The organism is Pantoea sp. QMID4 (assembly GCF_030270445.1).
Classification (GTDB): Bacteria; Pseudomonadota; Gammaproteobacteria; order Enterobacterales; family Enterobacteriaceae; genus Pantoea; species Pantoea vagans.
The window spans coordinates 64,234-80,717 of record NZ_BSXL01000002.1 but is presented as its reverse complement, the minus strand read 5'-3'; the positions used below and the strand labels follow the sequence as shown (position 1 = coordinate 80,717).

General features: G+C 56.9%; 14 protein-coding genes. 4 read left to right on the top strand and 10 right to left on the bottom strand.

Annotated elements, in window-relative coordinates; genetic code table 11:
• Positions 1-28 precede the first annotated feature (28 nt).
• From yncE to QSK07_RS05200, 3 genes are all read right to left on the bottom strand, one after another.
• Positions 29-1,081 (bottom strand): 7-bladed beta-propeller protein YncE, encoded by a 1,053-nt coding sequence (yncE, locus tag QSK07_RS05210; protein WP_285721032.1) that lies wholly within the window; start codon positions 1,079-1,081, stop codon positions 29-31.
• A 198-nt stretch (positions 1,082-1,279) separates the two neighbouring features.
• A complete protein-coding gene (locus tag QSK07_RS05205; protein ID WP_098051761.1) occupies positions 1,280-1,489 on the bottom strand; it encodes a YdgH/BhsA/McbA family protein in 210 nt (69 codons plus the stop codon).
• Positions 1,490-1,701: 212 nt separating this feature from the next.
• Positions 1,702-2,889 carry an MFS transporter gene (locus tag QSK07_RS05200; RefSeq protein ID WP_285721031.1) on the bottom strand — a complete coding sequence of 396 codons (1,188 nt, stop codon included), beginning with the start codon at positions 2,887-2,889 and terminating at the stop codon, positions 1,702-1,704.
• Positions 2,890-2,993: 104 nt separating this feature from the next.
• On the opposite strand from QSK07_RS05200, the gene QSK07_RS05195 reads away from it, so the two are divergent.
• On the top strand, positions 2,994-3,959 hold the full coding sequence (locus tag QSK07_RS05195; RefSeq protein ID WP_285721030.1) for an AraC family transcriptional regulator: 966 nt from the start codon (positions 2,994-2,996) through the stop codon (positions 3,957-3,959).
• A gap of 9 nt (positions 3,960-3,968) precedes the next feature.
• On the opposite strand, the gene QSK07_RS05190 is transcribed toward QSK07_RS05195, so the two are convergent.
• From QSK07_RS05190 to gltP, 4 genes are all read right to left on the bottom strand, one after another.
• Entirely contained in the window at positions 3,969-5,513 is a 1,545-nt protein-coding gene (locus QSK07_RS05190; protein ID WP_285721029.1) for a methyl-accepting chemotaxis protein, read from the bottom strand.
• A gap of 228 nt (positions 5,514-5,741) precedes the next feature.
• Positions 5,742-7,196, bottom strand: a complete 1,455-nt coding sequence (gene murP, locus QSK07_RS05185; protein ID WP_285721028.1) for a PTS N-acetylmuramic acid transporter subunit IIBC — start codon at positions 7,194-7,196, stop codon at positions 5,742-5,744.
• Positions 7,196-8,107, bottom strand: a complete 912-nt coding sequence (murQ, locus tag QSK07_RS05180; protein ID WP_098051766.1) for an N-acetylmuramic acid 6-phosphate etherase — start codon at positions 8,105-8,107, stop codon at positions 7,196-7,198. Before murQ ends, murP begins: the two co-directional genes overlap by 1 nt.
• A gap of 488 nt (positions 8,108-8,595) precedes the next feature.
• The gene (gltP, locus tag QSK07_RS05175) at positions 8,596-9,897 is read right to left on the bottom strand and encodes a glutamate/aspartate:proton symporter GltP (RefSeq protein ID WP_013359809.1); all 1,302 of its coding nucleotides are present in this window, start codon (positions 9,895-9,897) and stop codon (positions 8,596-8,598) included.
• 585 nt (positions 9,898-10,482) lie between these two features.
• Between gltP and acs the strand changes: the two genes are divergently transcribed.
• The 3 genes from acs to QSK07_RS05160 all read left to right on the top strand — a co-directional run bounded on the left by acs (position 10,483) and on the right by QSK07_RS05160 (position 14,560).
• Positions 10,483-12,438, top strand: coding sequence for an acetate--CoA ligase (gene acs / locus QSK07_RS05170; protein WP_275220242.1), 1,956 nt, complete (start codon positions 10,483-10,485; stop codon positions 12,436-12,438).
• 140 nt (positions 12,439-12,578) lie between these two features.
• Entirely contained in the window at positions 12,579-12,908 is a 330-nt protein-coding gene (locus QSK07_RS05165) for a DUF485 domain-containing protein (RefSeq protein WP_098051768.1), read from the top strand.
• Positions 12,905-14,560: a cation acetate symporter gene (locus QSK07_RS05160; protein ID WP_275220241.1), complete on the top strand. Its 1,656-nt coding sequence runs from the start codon at positions 12,905-12,907 to the stop codon at positions 14,558-14,560. Before QSK07_RS05165 ends, QSK07_RS05160 begins: the two co-directional genes overlap by 4 nt.
• Positions 14,561-14,642: 82 nt before the next feature.
• Here the strand turns inward: QSK07_RS05160 and QSK07_RS05155 are convergent, their stop codons facing one another.
• From QSK07_RS05155 to QSK07_RS05145, 3 genes are all read right to left on the bottom strand, one after another.
• Positions 14,643-15,188 (bottom strand): YfaZ family outer membrane protein, encoded by a 546-nt coding sequence (locus tag QSK07_RS05155; protein WP_285721027.1) that lies wholly within the window; start codon positions 15,186-15,188, stop codon positions 14,643-14,645.
• Positions 15,189-15,328: 140 nt separating this feature from the next.
• Positions 15,329-16,024: an LrgB family protein gene (locus QSK07_RS05150; RefSeq protein WP_285721026.1), complete on the bottom strand. Its 696-nt coding sequence runs from the start codon at positions 16,022-16,024 to the stop codon at positions 15,329-15,331.
• Positions 16,017-16,442 (bottom strand): CidA/LrgA family protein, encoded by a 426-nt coding sequence (locus QSK07_RS05145; protein ID WP_285721025.1) that lies wholly within the window; start codon positions 16,440-16,442, stop codon positions 16,017-16,019. Before QSK07_RS05145 ends, QSK07_RS05150 begins: the two co-directional genes overlap by 8 nt.
• Positions 16,443-16,484: the final 42 nt, after the last annotated feature.

Genomic DNA, 16,484 nt, shown 5'->3' with positions numbered 1-16,484 from the left:
TCTCTGGCTGGAGAGGAAGAGGGATTACTTACAGCGCAATACGCATTACGCTGTCAGGATTTTTTGGCGGTTCCTTGCGCGAGCCCGGCTGTTTTACGCTGACGTACAGCACCTTACCATCCGCCGAGAGCGCAAGGCTGTTAGGCAATGCCGGGGTTTTTACCGTGCGCTTCACCTTATAGCTGCTGGCGTCGATGATGCTGACTTCACCGGCTTTGCGATGGGTAACATAAAGCTCATCACGCTGCGCATTGAACAACACCGCCAGCGATTCAGGCACATCAATTCGCTGAATGACCTGCTGATTACGCAGATCCACAACCAGCACCTGCGCCTGCTTTGAATCTGTCAGGAAAGCGCGCTGACCACGCGTATCCAGCGCAATGTTCAGGAAGAAGTGCGCTTTATTGCTGTCAATCTTCTGCTTCTTCTCAACCGCATTTGTACGCGCATTGATCGTGACCAGTTCGCCATCCGCATTGGTGACGTAGACCTTTTGCGCGTCGGCATCCACAGCCAGACCGGTGCCCATTTTGCCGGTATTCGGAATGGTGCTGACAAGCTTCATCGTGCTGCCATCAACCACCCAGACCACGCTCTGCGGTCCCAGTCCTGTGATATAAACCCGGTTAGTTTTCGCATCAACCGCCACCTGGCGCGGCTGCAGCGGACGCACGGTCTCACTGCGCGGACGGCTATCCAGCACCAGCGTATTCAGTACCTTACCGCTACTGGCATCAATAGCAGTGACCGAACCGTTTACGGTATTACCAATATAAAGCACGTTGGTTTGTGGATTGATTGCCGCACCAAACGATTTCAGCTCAGTGTTGATTGCCTGCTGTACCGCCAGCGTAGACGGGTCGAGACGGAAAACCGTGCCGCCGTTACCGCTGCTGTTTTGCGCTGTCGCCACGAACAGCGCGTTGTCTTTCGGGCTGACCGCCAGTTCATAAACACCTTTACCCACGGACTGATTAAGATCCGCCGCCTGCGCTGCCAGCCATCCTGAGGCAGAGAACAGGGCCGTAGCCAGTAACAGCGGACGCAGGGTCCGGCGCGTAATGGTAATCGCTTTCATAACTTCTCCAGAGTTAATCCACTGCAGACGCAGTGATAAGAAAGCCCGACATGGCAACCAGAAAGGCCTGACGCACAGGCTGATTTATGTTTTTTTGAGAATGATAATTATTTATGAAGGAAAGGGACAGGATTATTCGCGGAGAAACGAAGCCAGGACGCCCGGAGGCGTCCTGTCAGCACAAGAGGGTAAAACGTTTTATTTCAGCAGCTCAGCGGTCATGTGAACGCCATTGTTGGTGTAAGCTTCAGTGATTTTATATGAAGCACCAGCTTCCTGCGCCTGTGCAGCAATTTTTGCTTCTGCACCATCCAGCGTAGAGTCGATAGCAGTCACAGATTGCGCGAAGCTGGCGAATGGCAGAACAGAAAGCGCGATAACAGCTGCAAAATTTTTGATAGATTTCATGGTCAATTCCTCGGTTAATTTTTATCAGGTAAGGCGTGCTGCCTTGTTGATAGATATATTAGTCCGGATGCTGATCAGTAAAAAGCGGAGGGTTTTGCTTATCTCTTTCAGTAAAACTGAACATAAAAAGCACGTATCGCACAGTTATCGCTCAAAAGGTTAATAAACCACTTCCATAAAAAAAGGCAGCATAATGCGCTGCCCTCAGAAGTTTAACCGTGATGCCGCACCCGCGTGAAGATGGTCAGTGCAGCCAGCAGCATCAGCACGCCACTGGCAACGAACACGCCGCCTGCTCCGCGCAGGTCAAACATCCAGCCGCCCGCTGCTGCGCCGACGGTAATCGCCAGTTGAATGGTGGCGACCAGTAACCCGCCGCCCGATTCCGCGTCATCCGGCACCGCGCGCGAAATCCAGGTTGACCAGCCGGTTGGCATCGAACCAAATGCCATCCCCCAGATTGCCACGCCTGCGCCTACCATCCAGCTGACATCGCCAAAGCTCACCAGCATCAGCGCCGTGACACTCATTAACAGCGCCATCCCGCTCAGCGTCAGCGATACGCTGCGGGTGACCAGGAAACCCGCCAGAGAGGTACCAAAGAAGTTCGCCACGCCAAAGGCGAGCAGCGCCAGCGACAGCTGATTAAGGTTGAGCTGTGCAACGCCTTCCAGGAATGGACGCAGATAGGTGAAGAAAGCGAAGTGGCCGGTAAACATCATGATCACCGCCAGCATGCCCCAGCGCATCACGCCGATACGCAGGAGCGCCAGCACGCCGCCGTTGCGGGCTTTGTTCTCTGCTGGCATGGCGGGCAGGGTAAAGAACTGCCACAGCAGCGCCACCGCACCCAGTCCGGCGGTCAGCATAAAGATGTTGCGCCAGCCCACCAGTCCACCGAGATAGCTGCCAAGTGGCGTGGCGATAATCGTCGCCAGCGAGATCCCGCTGAAGACAATAGAGAGCGCACGCGGTACCTGATCGGTGGGTACCAGACGCATGGTGATGGCCGTTGAGAGCGTCCAGAAGCCGCCAATGGCCATCCCCAGCAGTACCCGCGCCAGCAGGATCACCGTCAGGTCAGCCGCAAACGCCACCATCAGCGCCGAGGCGATCAGCAATAGCGAGAACACCAGCATGACGATGCGGCGATCGATGCGCCGCGTGACGCTGCCGGTAACCAGACTGGTAAACAGCGCCACCAGCGCGGTGATGGTGACGGTCTGTCCCGCCTGCCCTTCTGAAACGCCCAGGCTGTGGGCCATTGGCGTCAGCAGACTCACAGGTAAAAATTCGGCGGTAATCAGGCTGAACACCCCAAACGCCATAGCAAATACCGCGCCCCTGGCGGGACGGGTCGGCGAGGAAACCTCATCAGCCACTTCGGTTGTCAGACTCATGCTGCTTCTCCGGAAAATAAAAAAGTGAGTGAGAGCATAGAGTGGAGCGTCAGGACGATCTATGATGCTTACACCTTCATTTTTGATAATTCGTCTGGAATCGTATGAGCCACTATGGAGATCTGACCAGTGAGCTGCTGATGGGAATGCGTCTGTATGGCGTGAACTATCAGCGTATCGCGGTAAGCGCGCCGTTCGGGCTGCATTATGAGCACGCGCCGGGGCGGGCGCAGTTTCACTTTGTCGGGCGCGGCTCACTGCTGGTGCGCAGCGCCTCCGGCGAACTGTTTCAGCTCAACAGCGGTGATGCGCTGCTGGTGCCGCACGGTAAGCCGCACAGCCTGATCTCCAGTGAGGAGGCGGACTGCCAGTGTATTAAGAACATGGCGAGTAAGCCGATTTGCGACAGCGTCTGTGCGATTGCTGCACCGGAAGATGCCTGTGATGACGAGCACAGTGTGCTGCTGTTCAGCGGTTGCATGGCGTTTGAGCTTGGCGGCATGCAACCGCTGATCAACACCATGCCGGATGTGCTGCTGGTGAGTACGCTGCTGTCGCAGTACCCGGAGATTCAGCCGATTCTCGGGGCGATGGAGCGGGAATCGCGGACCCGCCAGGCGGGCTTTGCCGGGATTCTGTCGCGTCTGGCAGATGTGGTTGCCGCGCTGATAGTTCGCGGCTGGGTAGAGAACGGCTGCGGCCAGCGTAGCGGGCTGGTGCAGGCGATGCGCGATCCGCGTCTGAGCCAGGCGATTGCCGCGATGCATCGGGAGCCGGGCGAAAACTGGACGGTGGCGCGACTCGCCAGCGTGGCAGGCTGTTCGCGTTCGGTGTTCGCCGGACGTTTTCTCACGGCTACCGGCATGACGCCGCTGCGATATCTGACCGAATTGCGGATGCGGCTGGCGGTGCAGCGGATTGTAAACAATGGCGAAGCGGTGGAAGCCGTCGCTTATCATCTCGGCTACGGCTCGATTGCGGCGTTCAGTCGTGCCTTCAAGCGGATTGTCGGGCAGTCGCCAGGCGCGCTGCGTGCCGGACGCGACGGCACGCAGGCGCTTGCCTCGTAATCTGATCTCTTAACGAAACACGCTGATCGCTTCCACCAGCCGGTTAGCCTGATGGGTCATGCGACCGGAAGCCTCGGCGCTTTCTGTTACGCGGGCGGCGTTCTGGTGGGTGATGTCATCAAGATCTTCCACCGCTGAACTGACTTCGCTGAGCGCGGTCGCCTGTTCGGCCGTGGCGGCGCTGATCTGAGCAATCAGAGCAGTCACATTCTGTACCTGTGACACGATATCCTGCATCGTCCGGCCAGCCGCGCTGGCGTGCTCATTGCCCGACTGAACGCGGCTGGCGCTGGTTTCGACCAGCATTTTGATTTCGCTGGCGGCTTTGGCGCTGCGCTGTGCGAGGCTACGGACTTCGCCTGCAACTACCGCAAACCCTTTGCCCTGCTCACCGGCCCGTGCCGCTTCTACTGCGGCGTTCAGCGCCAGAATGTTGGTCTGGAATGCAATGCCGTCAATAACGCTGGTAATATTGGCAATCCGCTTTGAACTGTCAGCAATTTCGCCCATCATGCCCATCATCTCGGTCATTACTTCACCGCCTTTGCTGGCAGCCTGGCTGGTGTCAGCTGAAAGGGTATTCACCTCATTCGCCGTTTCAGTATTGCTCTTCACCGTGGCGGTCATTTCGTTCATGGTGGCTGCAGTCTGCTGTACGTTGGCCGCGGCCTGCTCGGTGCGACGACTCAGTTCGTTATTGCTGCGGGCAATGGCGTCGCTGGCGCTCAGCACGTTGATCGCCTGACCGCTGACATCATCCACCAGCCAGCGGAACATCAATCCGAGCTGACCGATAGCGCGCAGCGTGACGCCGACCTCATCAACGCGATCTATCTGCTCAACCTGGTGACTCGCACCAGTCGCCACGCTCAGCGCCTGTTTGCACATCCGCTCGATAGGGCGTGAAATCTGCTGCTCCAGCCACAGACTGCTCAATGTGAGTAGCGCCGCCATGCCTGCAGCAAAGCCGGCCAGTGCTGCGTGCGTCATGCCCAGCGCCCAGACGCCTGCCACCGAGAGGGGCAGTAACGCCAGCAGCGTACTGCGGATCCGCCAGCGCAGGGGCAGCGTTTTCAGGATGGAGGCGGGACGACGCCAGCCGCTGCGAACCAGCAGGCCTTTGTGAAAACGTCGCCTTCTGACCCGGCCTTCACGAAAATCCTGATAGAGCGCTTCGGTCTGACGGACTTCCTCTGCCGTGGGTTTGGTGCGTACTGACATATAGCCCTGCACTTTACCGTCGCGCACCACCGGAATGGCATTAGCCCGCACCCAATAGTGATCGCCATTTTTACGGCGGTTCTTAACCAGTGCAGTCCAGGGTTCACCCTGTTTCAGCGTCGCCCACATGTCGGCAAACGCTTCTGGTGGCATATCGGGATGACGCACCATGTTATGCGGCTGGCCGTTAATCTCGTCGGCAGAGAATCCACTCGCTTCAATGAACGCGTCGTTGGCATAAGTGATGTGGCTGTTGAGATCGGTGGTCGACATGAGTGTCGCATGATCGTCAAACTGATATTCACGCTGAGAGACAGGCTGGTTGTTGCGCATCAAAAGTCCTTGAAGACCCGACGTCCTGCACGTGACAGTCTGCGTGCCAGCGTGAAAACTGTGGGCTGAGAAATAACGATTACCTTTTTTTATGTTTTCGGCATGCGTCCGCCTACTCTTTAGCGATTAAGTTAAATTACTGGCAATAAAAAAGCCGCTTTGCAGCGGCTTTCACATTTTTGAGTGATTATTCATCCGTTAGCCGGACTTGAGGATTCCGGCAATCGGCTAGCTGAGGTCGACATTCCGGGTACCAAACCACCAGGTGAGCAGGAATCCGCCGCTCCACGCCACCATCAGCCCGGCAAGGTAAACCGCCATACCGGCGAAGATCCCCTGGCTGGAGGTCATCAGCGGCAGCGTGACCAGGCCCGAAGGGCCGAATACCGTATTCATCCCGACCGGCAAACCCAGCCACGCTACCAGCCCGATAAAGAAACCACCCAGCGCCCCGCCACCGCAGGCGGTGATAAAGGGTTTGAAGCGCGGCAGCGTGACGCCGTAGATCAGCGGTTCTCCGACGCCCAGCAGGCCGGGCACAATGGCACCTTTGATCTGCGCACGCAGCAGCGCCCCTTTTTCGGCTTTGCACCACAGCGCCAGTGATGCGCCGACCTGCCCTGCGCCCGCCATCGCCAGAATCGGGAACAGCGAGTTAAACCCCTGCGTTTCCATCAGCGCAAAGTAAACCGGAATAAAACCCTGATGGATGCCGAACATCACCGCGATCAGGAAAAACCCGGCCAGCAGCGCACAGCCAAAGGGATTGTTATTGAGGTGGATAAACAGCCACGACATTCCCTTAAACAGTTCACCACCCAGCGGCATGATGAGCAGATAGGTAATGGCCCCGGTAATCACCAGCGTAAACAGCGAAGTCAGGATCATATCGAGGTTGTCGGGAATGATTTTGCGCAGTTGTCTCTCAATCCACGCCCCGATAATCGCCGCCATCAGCACACCAATAATGTTGCCGCGCGGGTCGATCGTCAGGCCAAAGAAGCTCTCCATGCCGCTGTAGTAGCCGGTGGTGGCCGTGGGCACATAGCCGAGCACAAACAGTGAAGCGATGATGGCACCATTGACGCCGCTGCCGCCAAAGGCTTTTTGCGCGTTGTAGCCGATCAGGATGCTGAGAAAGGTGAACAGCCCTTTGCCGAACACTTTCATGTACGCCACGGTGTGCAGCAACCAGGGCGCATGATCGCCGGGCGCATTGAGGTGAAGGCTTTGCTCAATCAGCGTGGCAAAGCCCAATAGCAGTCCCGCGCCGATGAAGCCCGGGATCAGCGGGGTGAAAATGGTGGCGAAGCGTGACAGGAACTGATGCACGCCGCTGGTCTGTTTCGCCTTTAGCTGCTGCTTCTGCTGCGCCGCCCGCTGGCTGAGTTCTGCTGTTTCGCTCCGCGGTGCTGACGCGGTATCGCCCTGCGCCATCAGGCTCTGCATCCCCTCGGCGGCGGTTTGCGCTTTGCCTGGCCCCAGCACAATCTGTAACTGCGCCTCGCTGTTGATAACGCCCAGCACGCCCGGCAGGCTTTTTAATCTTGCCAGGTCAACCGGCTCCGGCTGATTCAGTGTCAGGCGGAGCCGTGTCATGCAGTGACCACAGGCCGCGATATTTTGCGCGCCACCGACCGCCTGCAGGATGTCACGCAACAGTGCCTCGGTGATGTTCGCCATTAGCGTGCTCCCGCGGTCTTCAGAGCCTGACGGATAAAGCCCTGATGCTGACTGAGCAGCGCTTTCGCCTCATCGGCGGCCAGGTCAGCCAGCACCATCAGAATCGCAGTTTTGCAGTGGCCGCCGCAGGCGGTAAGCGCGGCGCTGGCGGTCGCGTCATCACAGTCCGTGGCCTGCATGACAATGTTGATCTGGCGCTGCACCAGTTTCTGATTAGTGGCTTCCACATCAACCATCAGGTTGCCGTAGACTTTTCCGCTGCGGATCATTGAGCCGGTGGTGAGCATGTTGAGCACCAGTTTTTGCGCCGTGCCCGCTTTCATCCGTGAGGAGCCGGTGACCACTTCCGGGCCGACTACCGGTGTGAGCGCAATCGCAGCGACCTGTGACATGGCGCTGCCGGGATTGCAGGTGAGCGACACGGTGGTTGCGCCAAGCTCGTTAGCATAAGCCAGCGCGCCCAGCACATAAGGTGTGCGACCGCTGGCGGCGATACCCACCAGCACATCGTGGCGGCTGAAGTGGATATCTTTCAGATCCTGCGCGCCCTGCTCCCGGTTATCTTCGGCATTTTCGACCGCCTGGAGTATGGCGGTATGACCGCCGGCAATCAGGCCGATGACCTGCTCGCGGGGTGTACCAAAGGTGGGCGGGCATTCGCTGGCATCAAGGATGCCGAGTCGTCCGGAGGTGCCCGCACCACAATAGATTAATCGCCCACCCGCCTTAAACGCAGCGCAGATGGCGTCAACGGCAGCGGCGATCTGCGGCACGATGGCCTCAACCGCCAGCGCCACCTTTTTATCTTCATCATTAATGACGCGCAGCATCGCTTCGGTGGTGAGTTCATCAATGTTCCGGCTGGCCGGATTGCGGCCTTCGGTAATCATCTGGCTAAGGTCGAGTTTCATAGCGGGCTCCGGCAAGGAATAATTTATTCAAAATACCTACTATTATAAAGAATGATTAATTCATTGGGTGAGATCTTTTTTCAATGGATGCGGGGTAGGTCAAGTTGCGAGGATCGTGCCAGGTGATTGATGTCTGGCATTCGGCGCTTGATCGCTGTGCATGCTGGCTCAGGCGCAGCGTATTTGAACGGAGTTGCTTTGAAATCCGGGCGAGTCAGAAAAGGTTCACCCAATCGTAAAGACACATTCGTCATACATGCATGGCGCCTGGCCCACGCGATTACGCATTTCATCCATGAGGTGAGTAAACCGGCGGCTGAGGCCCCAGGGATAGGTTTACGCCGACTTTACGCAGTCACCCTTTGTGTCCGGCTGAACGGCACAAATGCTGGTCTTTGATTTCTGCCCTATCGACCCTGTAGGAACTAAGCCACATAAACAAAAAGGGCCCAACTTTCGTTGAGCCCTTTTTTACGTTAGCGCTGTTCTCAGCTTGCTGTCTGCGTCCGCAGCTGCAGCTCATACGCTTTCGCCTGTTCGGCATCGAACTGATTTTCCCAGCGGGCAATCACCAGCACTGCCAGCGCGTTACCGACCACGTTCAGCGCGGTACGCGCCATATCCATGATGCGGTCAACACCGGCGATAAACGCCAGACCTTCCAGCGGAATGCCGACGCTGCCCAGCGTAGCCAGCAGCACCACGAAGGATACGCCTGGCACGCCAGCGATCCCTTTCGAGGTCACCATCAGCGTCAGAACCAGCACAATCTCATCGGTTAGCGACAGGTCAATGCCATAAAGCTGCGCAATAAAGATCGCCGCGATGCTCTGATACAGCGTTGAACCATCCAGGTTAAATGAATAACCGGTCGGCACTACGAAGCTGGTGATCGCTTTCGGCGCGCCGTAGGCTTCCATCTTCTCCATAATGCGCGGCAACACGGTTTCCGAGCTGGATGTGGAGTAAGAGAGAATCAGCTCATCTTTCAGGATGCGCATCAGCGTGGTAATGCGCAGCTTACAGAAGCGCGCTACCCCGCCCAGCACCACAAAGGCGAAGAACAGAATCGCCGCGTAAACCAGCAGAACCAGCTTAGCCAGCGGCCACAGCGAGGCAAAACCGAAGTTAGCAATCGTCACCGCAATCAGCGCGAACACACCGACCGGCGCGTAACGCATGATCATGTGCGTCACTTTAAACATTGCTTCAGAGATACCACGGAACAGGTTCACCAGCGGATCGCGCTGTTCTGACGGCAGTGACGACAGGCCTAAGCCAAACAGCACCGAGAAGAAGATAATCGGCAGCATGTCGCCCTTCGCCATAGAGGCGAAAATATTCTGCGGGATTAGCGACAGAATGGTGGTCACCAGGCTGTGCGGACCGCCCTGTACCTCTGCCGTTGTGGCTTCATATTTAGAGATGTCCACCGTTGCCAGCGTTGACATATCAATGCCGGTGCCGGGCTGAAATACGTTGGCCAGCGTAATACCGACCACAATGGCAATGGTGGTGATCACTTCAAAGTAGAGAATCGTTTTGACGCCGATGCGTCCCAGCTTCTTTGCATCACCCACGCCAGCGATGCCGACTATCAGGGATGAAATCACAATCGGTACCACAATCATCTTGATAAGATGAATAAAGATATCGCCTGCGGGACTGAGAATGTTGGTGACTAACCATTCACGATTGTCTGGCTGATTATGCAACACAGCACCCACAACGATGCCGAGCACCAGGGCTGTCAGAATCTGCCAGGCCAGGCTGATTTTAAAACCTTTCATAACGCGTAATTTCCTCAGTCAAAACCCGTTTCTCTCTACTGCGAAGGTGCAGAAGACAATACACACAGGGAGTGAGCAAAAAGCCCGGTAAATTAGAGGGTGTTTAGAAACAGCGCCTCGTATGAAAATCTGATGATTCCCATACCCATTTTCAGACGCGGTCTGAGTTGATACCTGCAGAACAGGGGCGAGATAAGTACCATTTTCACTGTGGTAAATGCAACCCCTGGCGAAACCGATTAAAAGTTAGCCACCTGAGTAGCATAAAGTGCTGCCGGAAATAAAAATCCCTAACCTGCTGTTATGAAAAGTAATACTTAGATGAATTTCCGCATAGCTATGCAGAGTTGGTTAAAAACGCGTCCGGCGCGTTTGCTTGCTTTTTATCCAGCCTAATCCTGGATAGCACCTCTTCTTAATTCCCCCTCGTCGCCAGAGAGTTAACCGGAAATATCAGAACGGCTTCACGCTTCTCCCAAAGAGGTTTATCTCGTGATCTGTGGCGCAAAAAAGAAACAAAGCCAGGGTGCAGGCTTCAATTAACCATTGATTGACATATCATTAACATCTCCAAGGAGATCCGCCATGAGCCAAATACACAAACATCCCGTTCCAGAGAACATTGCAGCAAACACCCTGATTACGGCTGAACAGTACCAGGCGATGTATCAGCAATCTGTCGACGATCCAGACAGTTTCTGGGGCGAACAGGGCAAAATCCTTGACTGGATTAAACCTTACAGCAAGGTGAAAAATTGCTCGTTTGCGCCAGGTAACATTAATATTCGCTGGTACGAAGATGGCACGCTCAACCTGGCGGCAAACTGCCTTGACCGTCATTTAGCGACGCGCGGCGATCACCCGGCGATTATCTGGGAAGGCGACGACGCCAGCGAAAGCAAAACCCTGACCTTCCGCCAGCTGCACGCTGAAGTCTGTCGCTTCGCCAATGTGCTTGAGTTGCTGGAAGTGAAAAAAGGCGACGTGGTGGCCATCTACATGCCGATGGTGCCGGAGGCGGCGGTGGCGATGCTGGCCTGTGCGCGTATCGGTGCCGTTCACTCCGTGATCTTTGGCGGCTTTTCACCGGAAGCGGTCGCTGGCCGCATCGTCGACTCCAGCGCCTCGCTGGTGATTACCGCCGATGAAGGGATCCGCGCCGGTCGCAGCATTCCGCTGAAGAAAAATGTCGATGACGCGTTAAAAAACCCGAATGTCACCAGCGTGAAAAACGTGGTGGTGTTCCAGCGCACCGCTAAAGATGTGGGCTGGGTTGACGGTCGCGATCGGTGGTGGCATGAGCTGATGCGGGACGCCAGCACCAACCACTCTGCAGCCGAAGTCGGCGCGGAAGATCCGCTGTTTATCCTTTATACCTCCGGCTCCACCGGCAAACCCAAAGGGGTGCTGCATACCACCGGCGGTTATCTGGTCTATGCCGCCACCACCTTTAAGTTCGTTTTTGATTACCATCAGGATGACATCTACTGGTGCACCGCCGATGTCGGCTGGGTAACAGGGCACAGCTATCTGGTTTATGGCCCGCTGGCGTGTGGTGCCACCACGCTGATGTTTGAAGGGGTGCCGAACTGGCCAACGCCGGGCCGTATGGCGGAAGTGGTCGATAAACATAAAGTCACCCTGCTCTACACCGCACCCACCGCCATCCGTGCGCTGATGGCGGAAGGGGACAAGGCCATTGAAGGTACCGATCGCAGCAGTCTGCGCATTATGGGATCGGTCGGTGAGCCAATTAACCCGGAAGCCTGGGAGTGGTACTACAAAAAAATCGGTAACAGCCGCTGTCCGATAGTGGATACCTGGTGGCAGACCGAAACCGGTGGCTTCATGATCACGCCATTGCCGGGTGCGACCGAACTGAAAGCGGGTTCTGCCACCCGACCGTTCTTTGGTGTGCAACCGGCGCTGGTGGATAACGAAGGTCAGCCGCAGGAAGGTGCCTGTGAAGGCAATCTGGTGATCACCGAGTCCTGGCCGGGACAGGCGCGCACCCTCTTTGGCGACCATGACCGTTTCGAGCAGACCTACTTCTCTACCTTTAAAAACGTCTACTTCAGTGGTGACGGTGCCCGTCGCGATGAAGATGGCTACTACTGGATCACCGGACGTGTCGATGACGTGCTCAACGTATCCGGTCACCGTCTTGGCACTGCCGAAATTGAATCGGCGCTGGTGTCGCATCCTAAAATTGCCGAAGCGGCCGTGGTCGGGATCCCGCACAGCATTAAAGGCCAGGCGATTTACGCCTATATCACGCTGAATCACGGCGAAGAGCCGTCGCCGGAGCTCTATACCGAGGTGCGTCAGTGGGTCCGCAAAGAGATTGGCCCGATCGCCACGCCTGATGTGCTGCACTGGACCGACTCACTGCCGAAAACCCGGTCCGGCAAAATCATGCGCCGTATTCTGCGCAAAATTGCCACCGGCGATACCAGTAACCTGGGGGACACTTCTACCCTCGCCGATCCTGGCGTTGTCGAAAAACTGCTTGAGGAGAAACAGTCGATCAAAATGCCTTAAGCGCATGCTGTCCGGCGGGAAGATCGCTTCCCGCCACACCCGCCCTACGCAGTCTGTTTCGCTAGTCACAAAAATTATAACCAGCTGAATCCGCGCCCTGTCGTGAGGTTCTCGCCTGCAAGCCCTCTGGAGAAAATGTGATGAATGATGCCCTTTCGAATCAGGATGCAATCAATCAGCAGATTGAACGTAATCCCCGTTTTCATGAGTTAGTCCGTAAGCGCCAGGCGTTCGCGACGCTGCTGTCGCTGATCATGCTGGTGCTCTATGTTGGCTTTATCCTGCTGATTGCGTTTGCCCCCGGCTGGCTCGGCACGCCGCTGCATGCCGGCACCAACGTCACGCGCGGCATCCCGATTGGTGTCGGGCTGATTGTGATGTCGTTTGTGCTGACCGGTGTCTATGTCTGGCGCGCCAACGGTGAGTTTGACCGTTTAACCAACGCGATCCTCAGCGAGGTGAAATCATGACCCGTCTCACCTTATGGCTGCTGGCCTTGATGTTGCCGTTTTCAGCGCTGGCCGCCGATGCGATCACCGGTGCGGTGCAGCGCCAGGCGACCAACTATCAGGCGATTATCATGTTTACGATTTTCGTCGGTGCCACGCTGGGAATTACTTACTGGGCGTCAAAGCGAACCCGTTCGCGTAACGACTACTACACCGCAGGCGGCAATATCACCGGCTTCCAGAATGGCCTGGCGATGGCGGGTGACTTCATGTCAGCGGCCTCGTTCCTGGGCATTTCGGCGCTGGTATACACCTCCGGCTATGACGGGTTGATCTACTCGCTCGGCTTCCTGGTTGGCTGGCCAATGATTCTGTTTTTAATCGCCGAGCGGCTGCGCAACCTGGGTCGCTATACCTTTGCCGATGTCGCCTCCTATCGTCTGAAGCAGATGCCGATCCGCACCCTGTCAGCCTGCGGTTCGCTGGTGGTGGTGGCGCTCTACCTGATCGCTCAGATGGTGGGTGCCGGTAAACTCATCCAGCTGCTGTTCGGCCTGAACTACCATGTCGCGGTGATTCTGGTCGGCATTCTGATGGTGATGTATGTGCTGTTTGGCGGCATGCTGGCCACCACCTGGGTACAGATCATCAAAGCAGTCCTGCTACTGTTTGGTGCCTCCTTTATGGCCATAATGGTGATGAAGGCGGCCAACTTCAGCTTTAACACGCTGTTCACCGAAGCGATGGCGGTCCATCCCAAAGGCATCGCGATCATGCAGCCTGGCGGGCTGGTCAACGATCCTATCTCGGCGCTGTCGCTGGGGCTGGGGTTGATGTTTGGTACGGCAGGTTTACCGCATATTCTGATGCGCTTCTTCACCGTCGCGGATGCTAAAGAGGCGCGCAAAAGCGTCTTCTGGGCTACCGGCTTTATGGGCTACTTCTACTTCCTGACCTTTATTATCGGCTTCGGAGCGATTCTGCTGGTGGGCGCGAACCCGGCCTTCAAAGATGCCAGCGGCGCGCTGATTGGTGGCACCAATATGGCGGCAGTGCATCTGGCTAACGCGGTCGGCGGCAGCACCTTCCTGGGCTTTATCTCTGCGGTTGCCTTCGCCACGATTCTGGCGGTGGTCGCAGGCTTAACCCTGGCGGGTGCGTCGGCGGTCTCGCACGACCTTTATGCCAGCGTCTATCGTAAAGGTCAGGCGAGTGAAAAAGATGAGCTGCGGGTCTCCAAAATTACCGTGCTGGCGCTGGGCGTGGTGGCGATTGCGCTGGGTATTCTGTTTGAGAAGCAGAACATCGCCTTTATGGTCGGGCTGGCCTTCTCGATCGCGGCCAGCTGTAACTTCCCGATCATCCTGCTGTCGATGTACTGGTCAAAACTCACTACGCGTGGCGCGATGGTGGGCGGCTGGCTCGGTCTGCTGACCGCGGTTATCCTGATGATCCTCGGCCCCACCGTGTGGGTACAGGTGCTGGGCAATGCCACGCCGATTTTCCCGTATGAGTATCCGGCGCTGTTCTCGATGGTGGCGGCCTTTGTCGGTATCTGGCTCTTCTCCATTACCGACCATTCGCAGCAGGGCGCAGAGGAGCGTTCGCGCTTCCGCGCGCAGTTTATTCGCTCGCAGACCGGCACCGGTATTGAACAGGGTAAAGCGCACTGATCGCCATTATTCATTCATAGCGATCGGACAATAAAAAAGGGCGGCTACCGGGGTAGTCGCCCTTTCCTTTCACGCAGAAGAATCAGAAGCGCAGTGTTGCACCCACATACGGGCCATCGACCAGCACGTTATCTTTGCGTCCATCTTTGTTGTTCAGTTCGATGTACTGATAACCCACACGCAGGTTAAGCAGTGAGACCGGCGTGAAGCTCAGGCCGCCAGCGGCTTCCTGATAGCTGTCGAGCTGATCGGTGAACGACTCTGGCGCATAATAATATTCGCCATACAGGCCCCACATGCTGTTCAGGCTGTAGTGCGCTGCACCACCCACCGCCACCGCAAACCCATCTTTTCCATCTTCAGGATGGGTGAAGATCGCTTTTGCGGTCGGCGCCAGACGCAGCGGCCCGAAGTCAACGTTGTAGCCCAGACCGGCACCGTAGGTGCTGCCGTCATGGTCACTACGCAGCCAGTTACCTTTCAGAAACAGACCGGGGGTAGTGGTGCCCAGACCCAGATTCAGGTTGGTGTTGTGTTCGCTGACATCAACACTCCCTTCAATCGCCTGAGCGGCACCGCTCAGTAAAACCAGCCCGAGGGCGCTCCCGGTAGCAAGTTGCTTAAACATGATTCCACTCCGTGAAGGACAATTAATTCGGCCGCAAGGTTAACAGCCTGAAACGGGGAGACAACAAAATCCGGGAAACTTTACGTAAAAATACGTGTCGCGTTCAGAATTGCAGCTGTCCCTGCGCAACGCAGTGTAGACTATATTGTCCACATCAGGTGTCCAATCACCGGGGCCAGTATCACGGTCACTACCCCCGAGAGCATCATGACCAGGCTGGCGACGACGCCCTCCTGCTGCCCAAGCTGATAAGCGCGAGCCGTGCCGGCACCGTGCGACGCAGCCCCAAACCCGGCCCCTTTCGCCATCCCCTGCTTAATTGCGATGCGCAGAAACAGCACGTCACCCACCGCCATGCCAAACACGCCGGTGAGGACTACAAACAGCGCCACCAGATCGGGCTGACCGCCAATCGGCCCGGCGGCGGCCAGCGCGAATGGCGTAGTAATGGAGCGCACCGCCAGGCTGCGCTGGATCGACTCCGGCAGAGTTAACAGCCGCGCCAGCCAGACGGAACTGCAGACGGCGACCAGCGTAGCGGTGAGTACGCCAGCGCTCAGCGACAGCCAGTGGCGCTTTATAATTGCTACGTTCTCATAAACCGGCACCGCAAACGCCAGGGTCGCCGGGCCCAGCAGCCAGAGCAGCCAGTGGTTTTCTGCAATGTAATCCTGCCAGCTGATGTGGGTCAGCAGCAGCAGCGCCACCAGCACCAGCGGCGTCATCACCAGCGGCATTAACAGCAGCGTCCGCCAGCGGCGGTAAAGCCGTTTATTCAGCGCATACACCAGCAGCGTAACCGCCACACATAGCAGACTGAGCAGAAAATCACGCATGAGGAGCCTGCTTACGCGCGGCGCGCGCGACTTCATACTGATAGAGCCGGTCCACCACCCAGGCGGTGGAGGCCAGCACCAGCAGTGTACTGGCGGCAATCACTACACAGATGCGCCAGCCATCGACCCGCAGCAGATCGCCATAATTCACCACCGCCACCACCGCCGGGATAAAGAACAGCAGCATCTCGGCCAGCAGCCAGCGCGATCCGGCTTTTACCCAGTTCAGCGGCACAACCCGCGTCACGATTAACGCCAGCAGCAATAGCATCCCGACGATATTGGCGGGCAGCGGCAGATGCAGCCAGCTCACCAGCCGGTCACAGGCGACAAACAGGCCGATATAGAAACCCAGCTGCAGCGGCAGGCTGAGCCACTGCACTGCGCGGTTGCTGCGTAAAGTGAGTGCTGATGCCATCACCTTGTCTCCCCGATTGAATTGGTGTCATCAGTATAAATC

Excerpts from the sequence above, each read along its gene's own strand:
- yncE (WP_285721032.1), bottom strand. The coding sequence starts at position 1,081 with ATGAAAGCGATTACCATTACGCGCCGGACCCTGCGTCCGCTGTTACTG.
- QSK07_RS05205 (WP_098051761.1), bottom strand. The coding sequence starts at position 1,489 with ATGAAATCTATCAAAAATTTTGCAGCTGTTATCGCGCTTTCTGTTCTG.
- QSK07_RS05200 (WP_285721031.1), bottom strand. The coding sequence starts at position 2,889 with ATGAGTCTGACAACCGAAGTGGCTGATGAGGTTTCCTCGCCGACCCGT.
- QSK07_RS05195 (WP_285721030.1), top strand. The coding sequence starts at position 2,994 with ATGAGCCACTATGGAGATCTGACCAGTGAGCTGCTGATGGGAATGCGT.
- QSK07_RS05190 (WP_285721029.1), bottom strand. The coding sequence starts at position 5,513 with ATGCGCAACAACCAGCCTGTCTCTCAGCGTGAATATCAGTTTGACGAT.
- murP (WP_285721028.1), bottom strand. The coding sequence starts at position 7,196 with ATGGCGAACATCACCGAGGCACTGTTGCGTGACATCCTGCAGGCGGTC.
- murQ (WP_098051766.1), bottom strand. The coding sequence starts at position 8,107 with ATGAAACTCGACCTTAGCCAGATGATTACCGAAGGCCGCAATCCGGCC.
- gltP (WP_013359809.1), bottom strand. The coding sequence starts at position 9,897 with ATGAAAGGTTTTAAAATCAGCCTGGCCTGGCAGATTCTGACAGCCCTG.
- acs (WP_275220242.1), top strand. The coding sequence starts at position 10,483 with ATGAGCCAAATACACAAACATCCCGTTCCAGAGAACATTGCAGCAAAC.
- QSK07_RS05165 (WP_098051768.1), top strand. The coding sequence starts at position 12,579 with ATGAATGATGCCCTTTCGAATCAGGATGCAATCAATCAGCAGATTGAA.
- QSK07_RS05160 (WP_275220241.1), top strand. The coding sequence starts at position 12,905 with ATGACCCGTCTCACCTTATGGCTGCTGGCCTTGATGTTGCCGTTTTCA.
- QSK07_RS05155 (WP_285721027.1), bottom strand. The coding sequence starts at position 15,188 with ATGTTTAAGCAACTTGCTACCGGGAGCGCCCTCGGGCTGGTTTTACTG.
- QSK07_RS05150 (WP_285721026.1), bottom strand. The coding sequence starts at position 16,024 with ATGCGTGATTTTCTGCTCAGTCTGCTATGTGTGGCGGTTACGCTGCTG.
- QSK07_RS05145 (WP_285721025.1), bottom strand. The coding sequence starts at position 16,442 with ATGGCATCAGCACTCACTTTACGCAGCAACCGCGCAGTGCAGTGGCTC.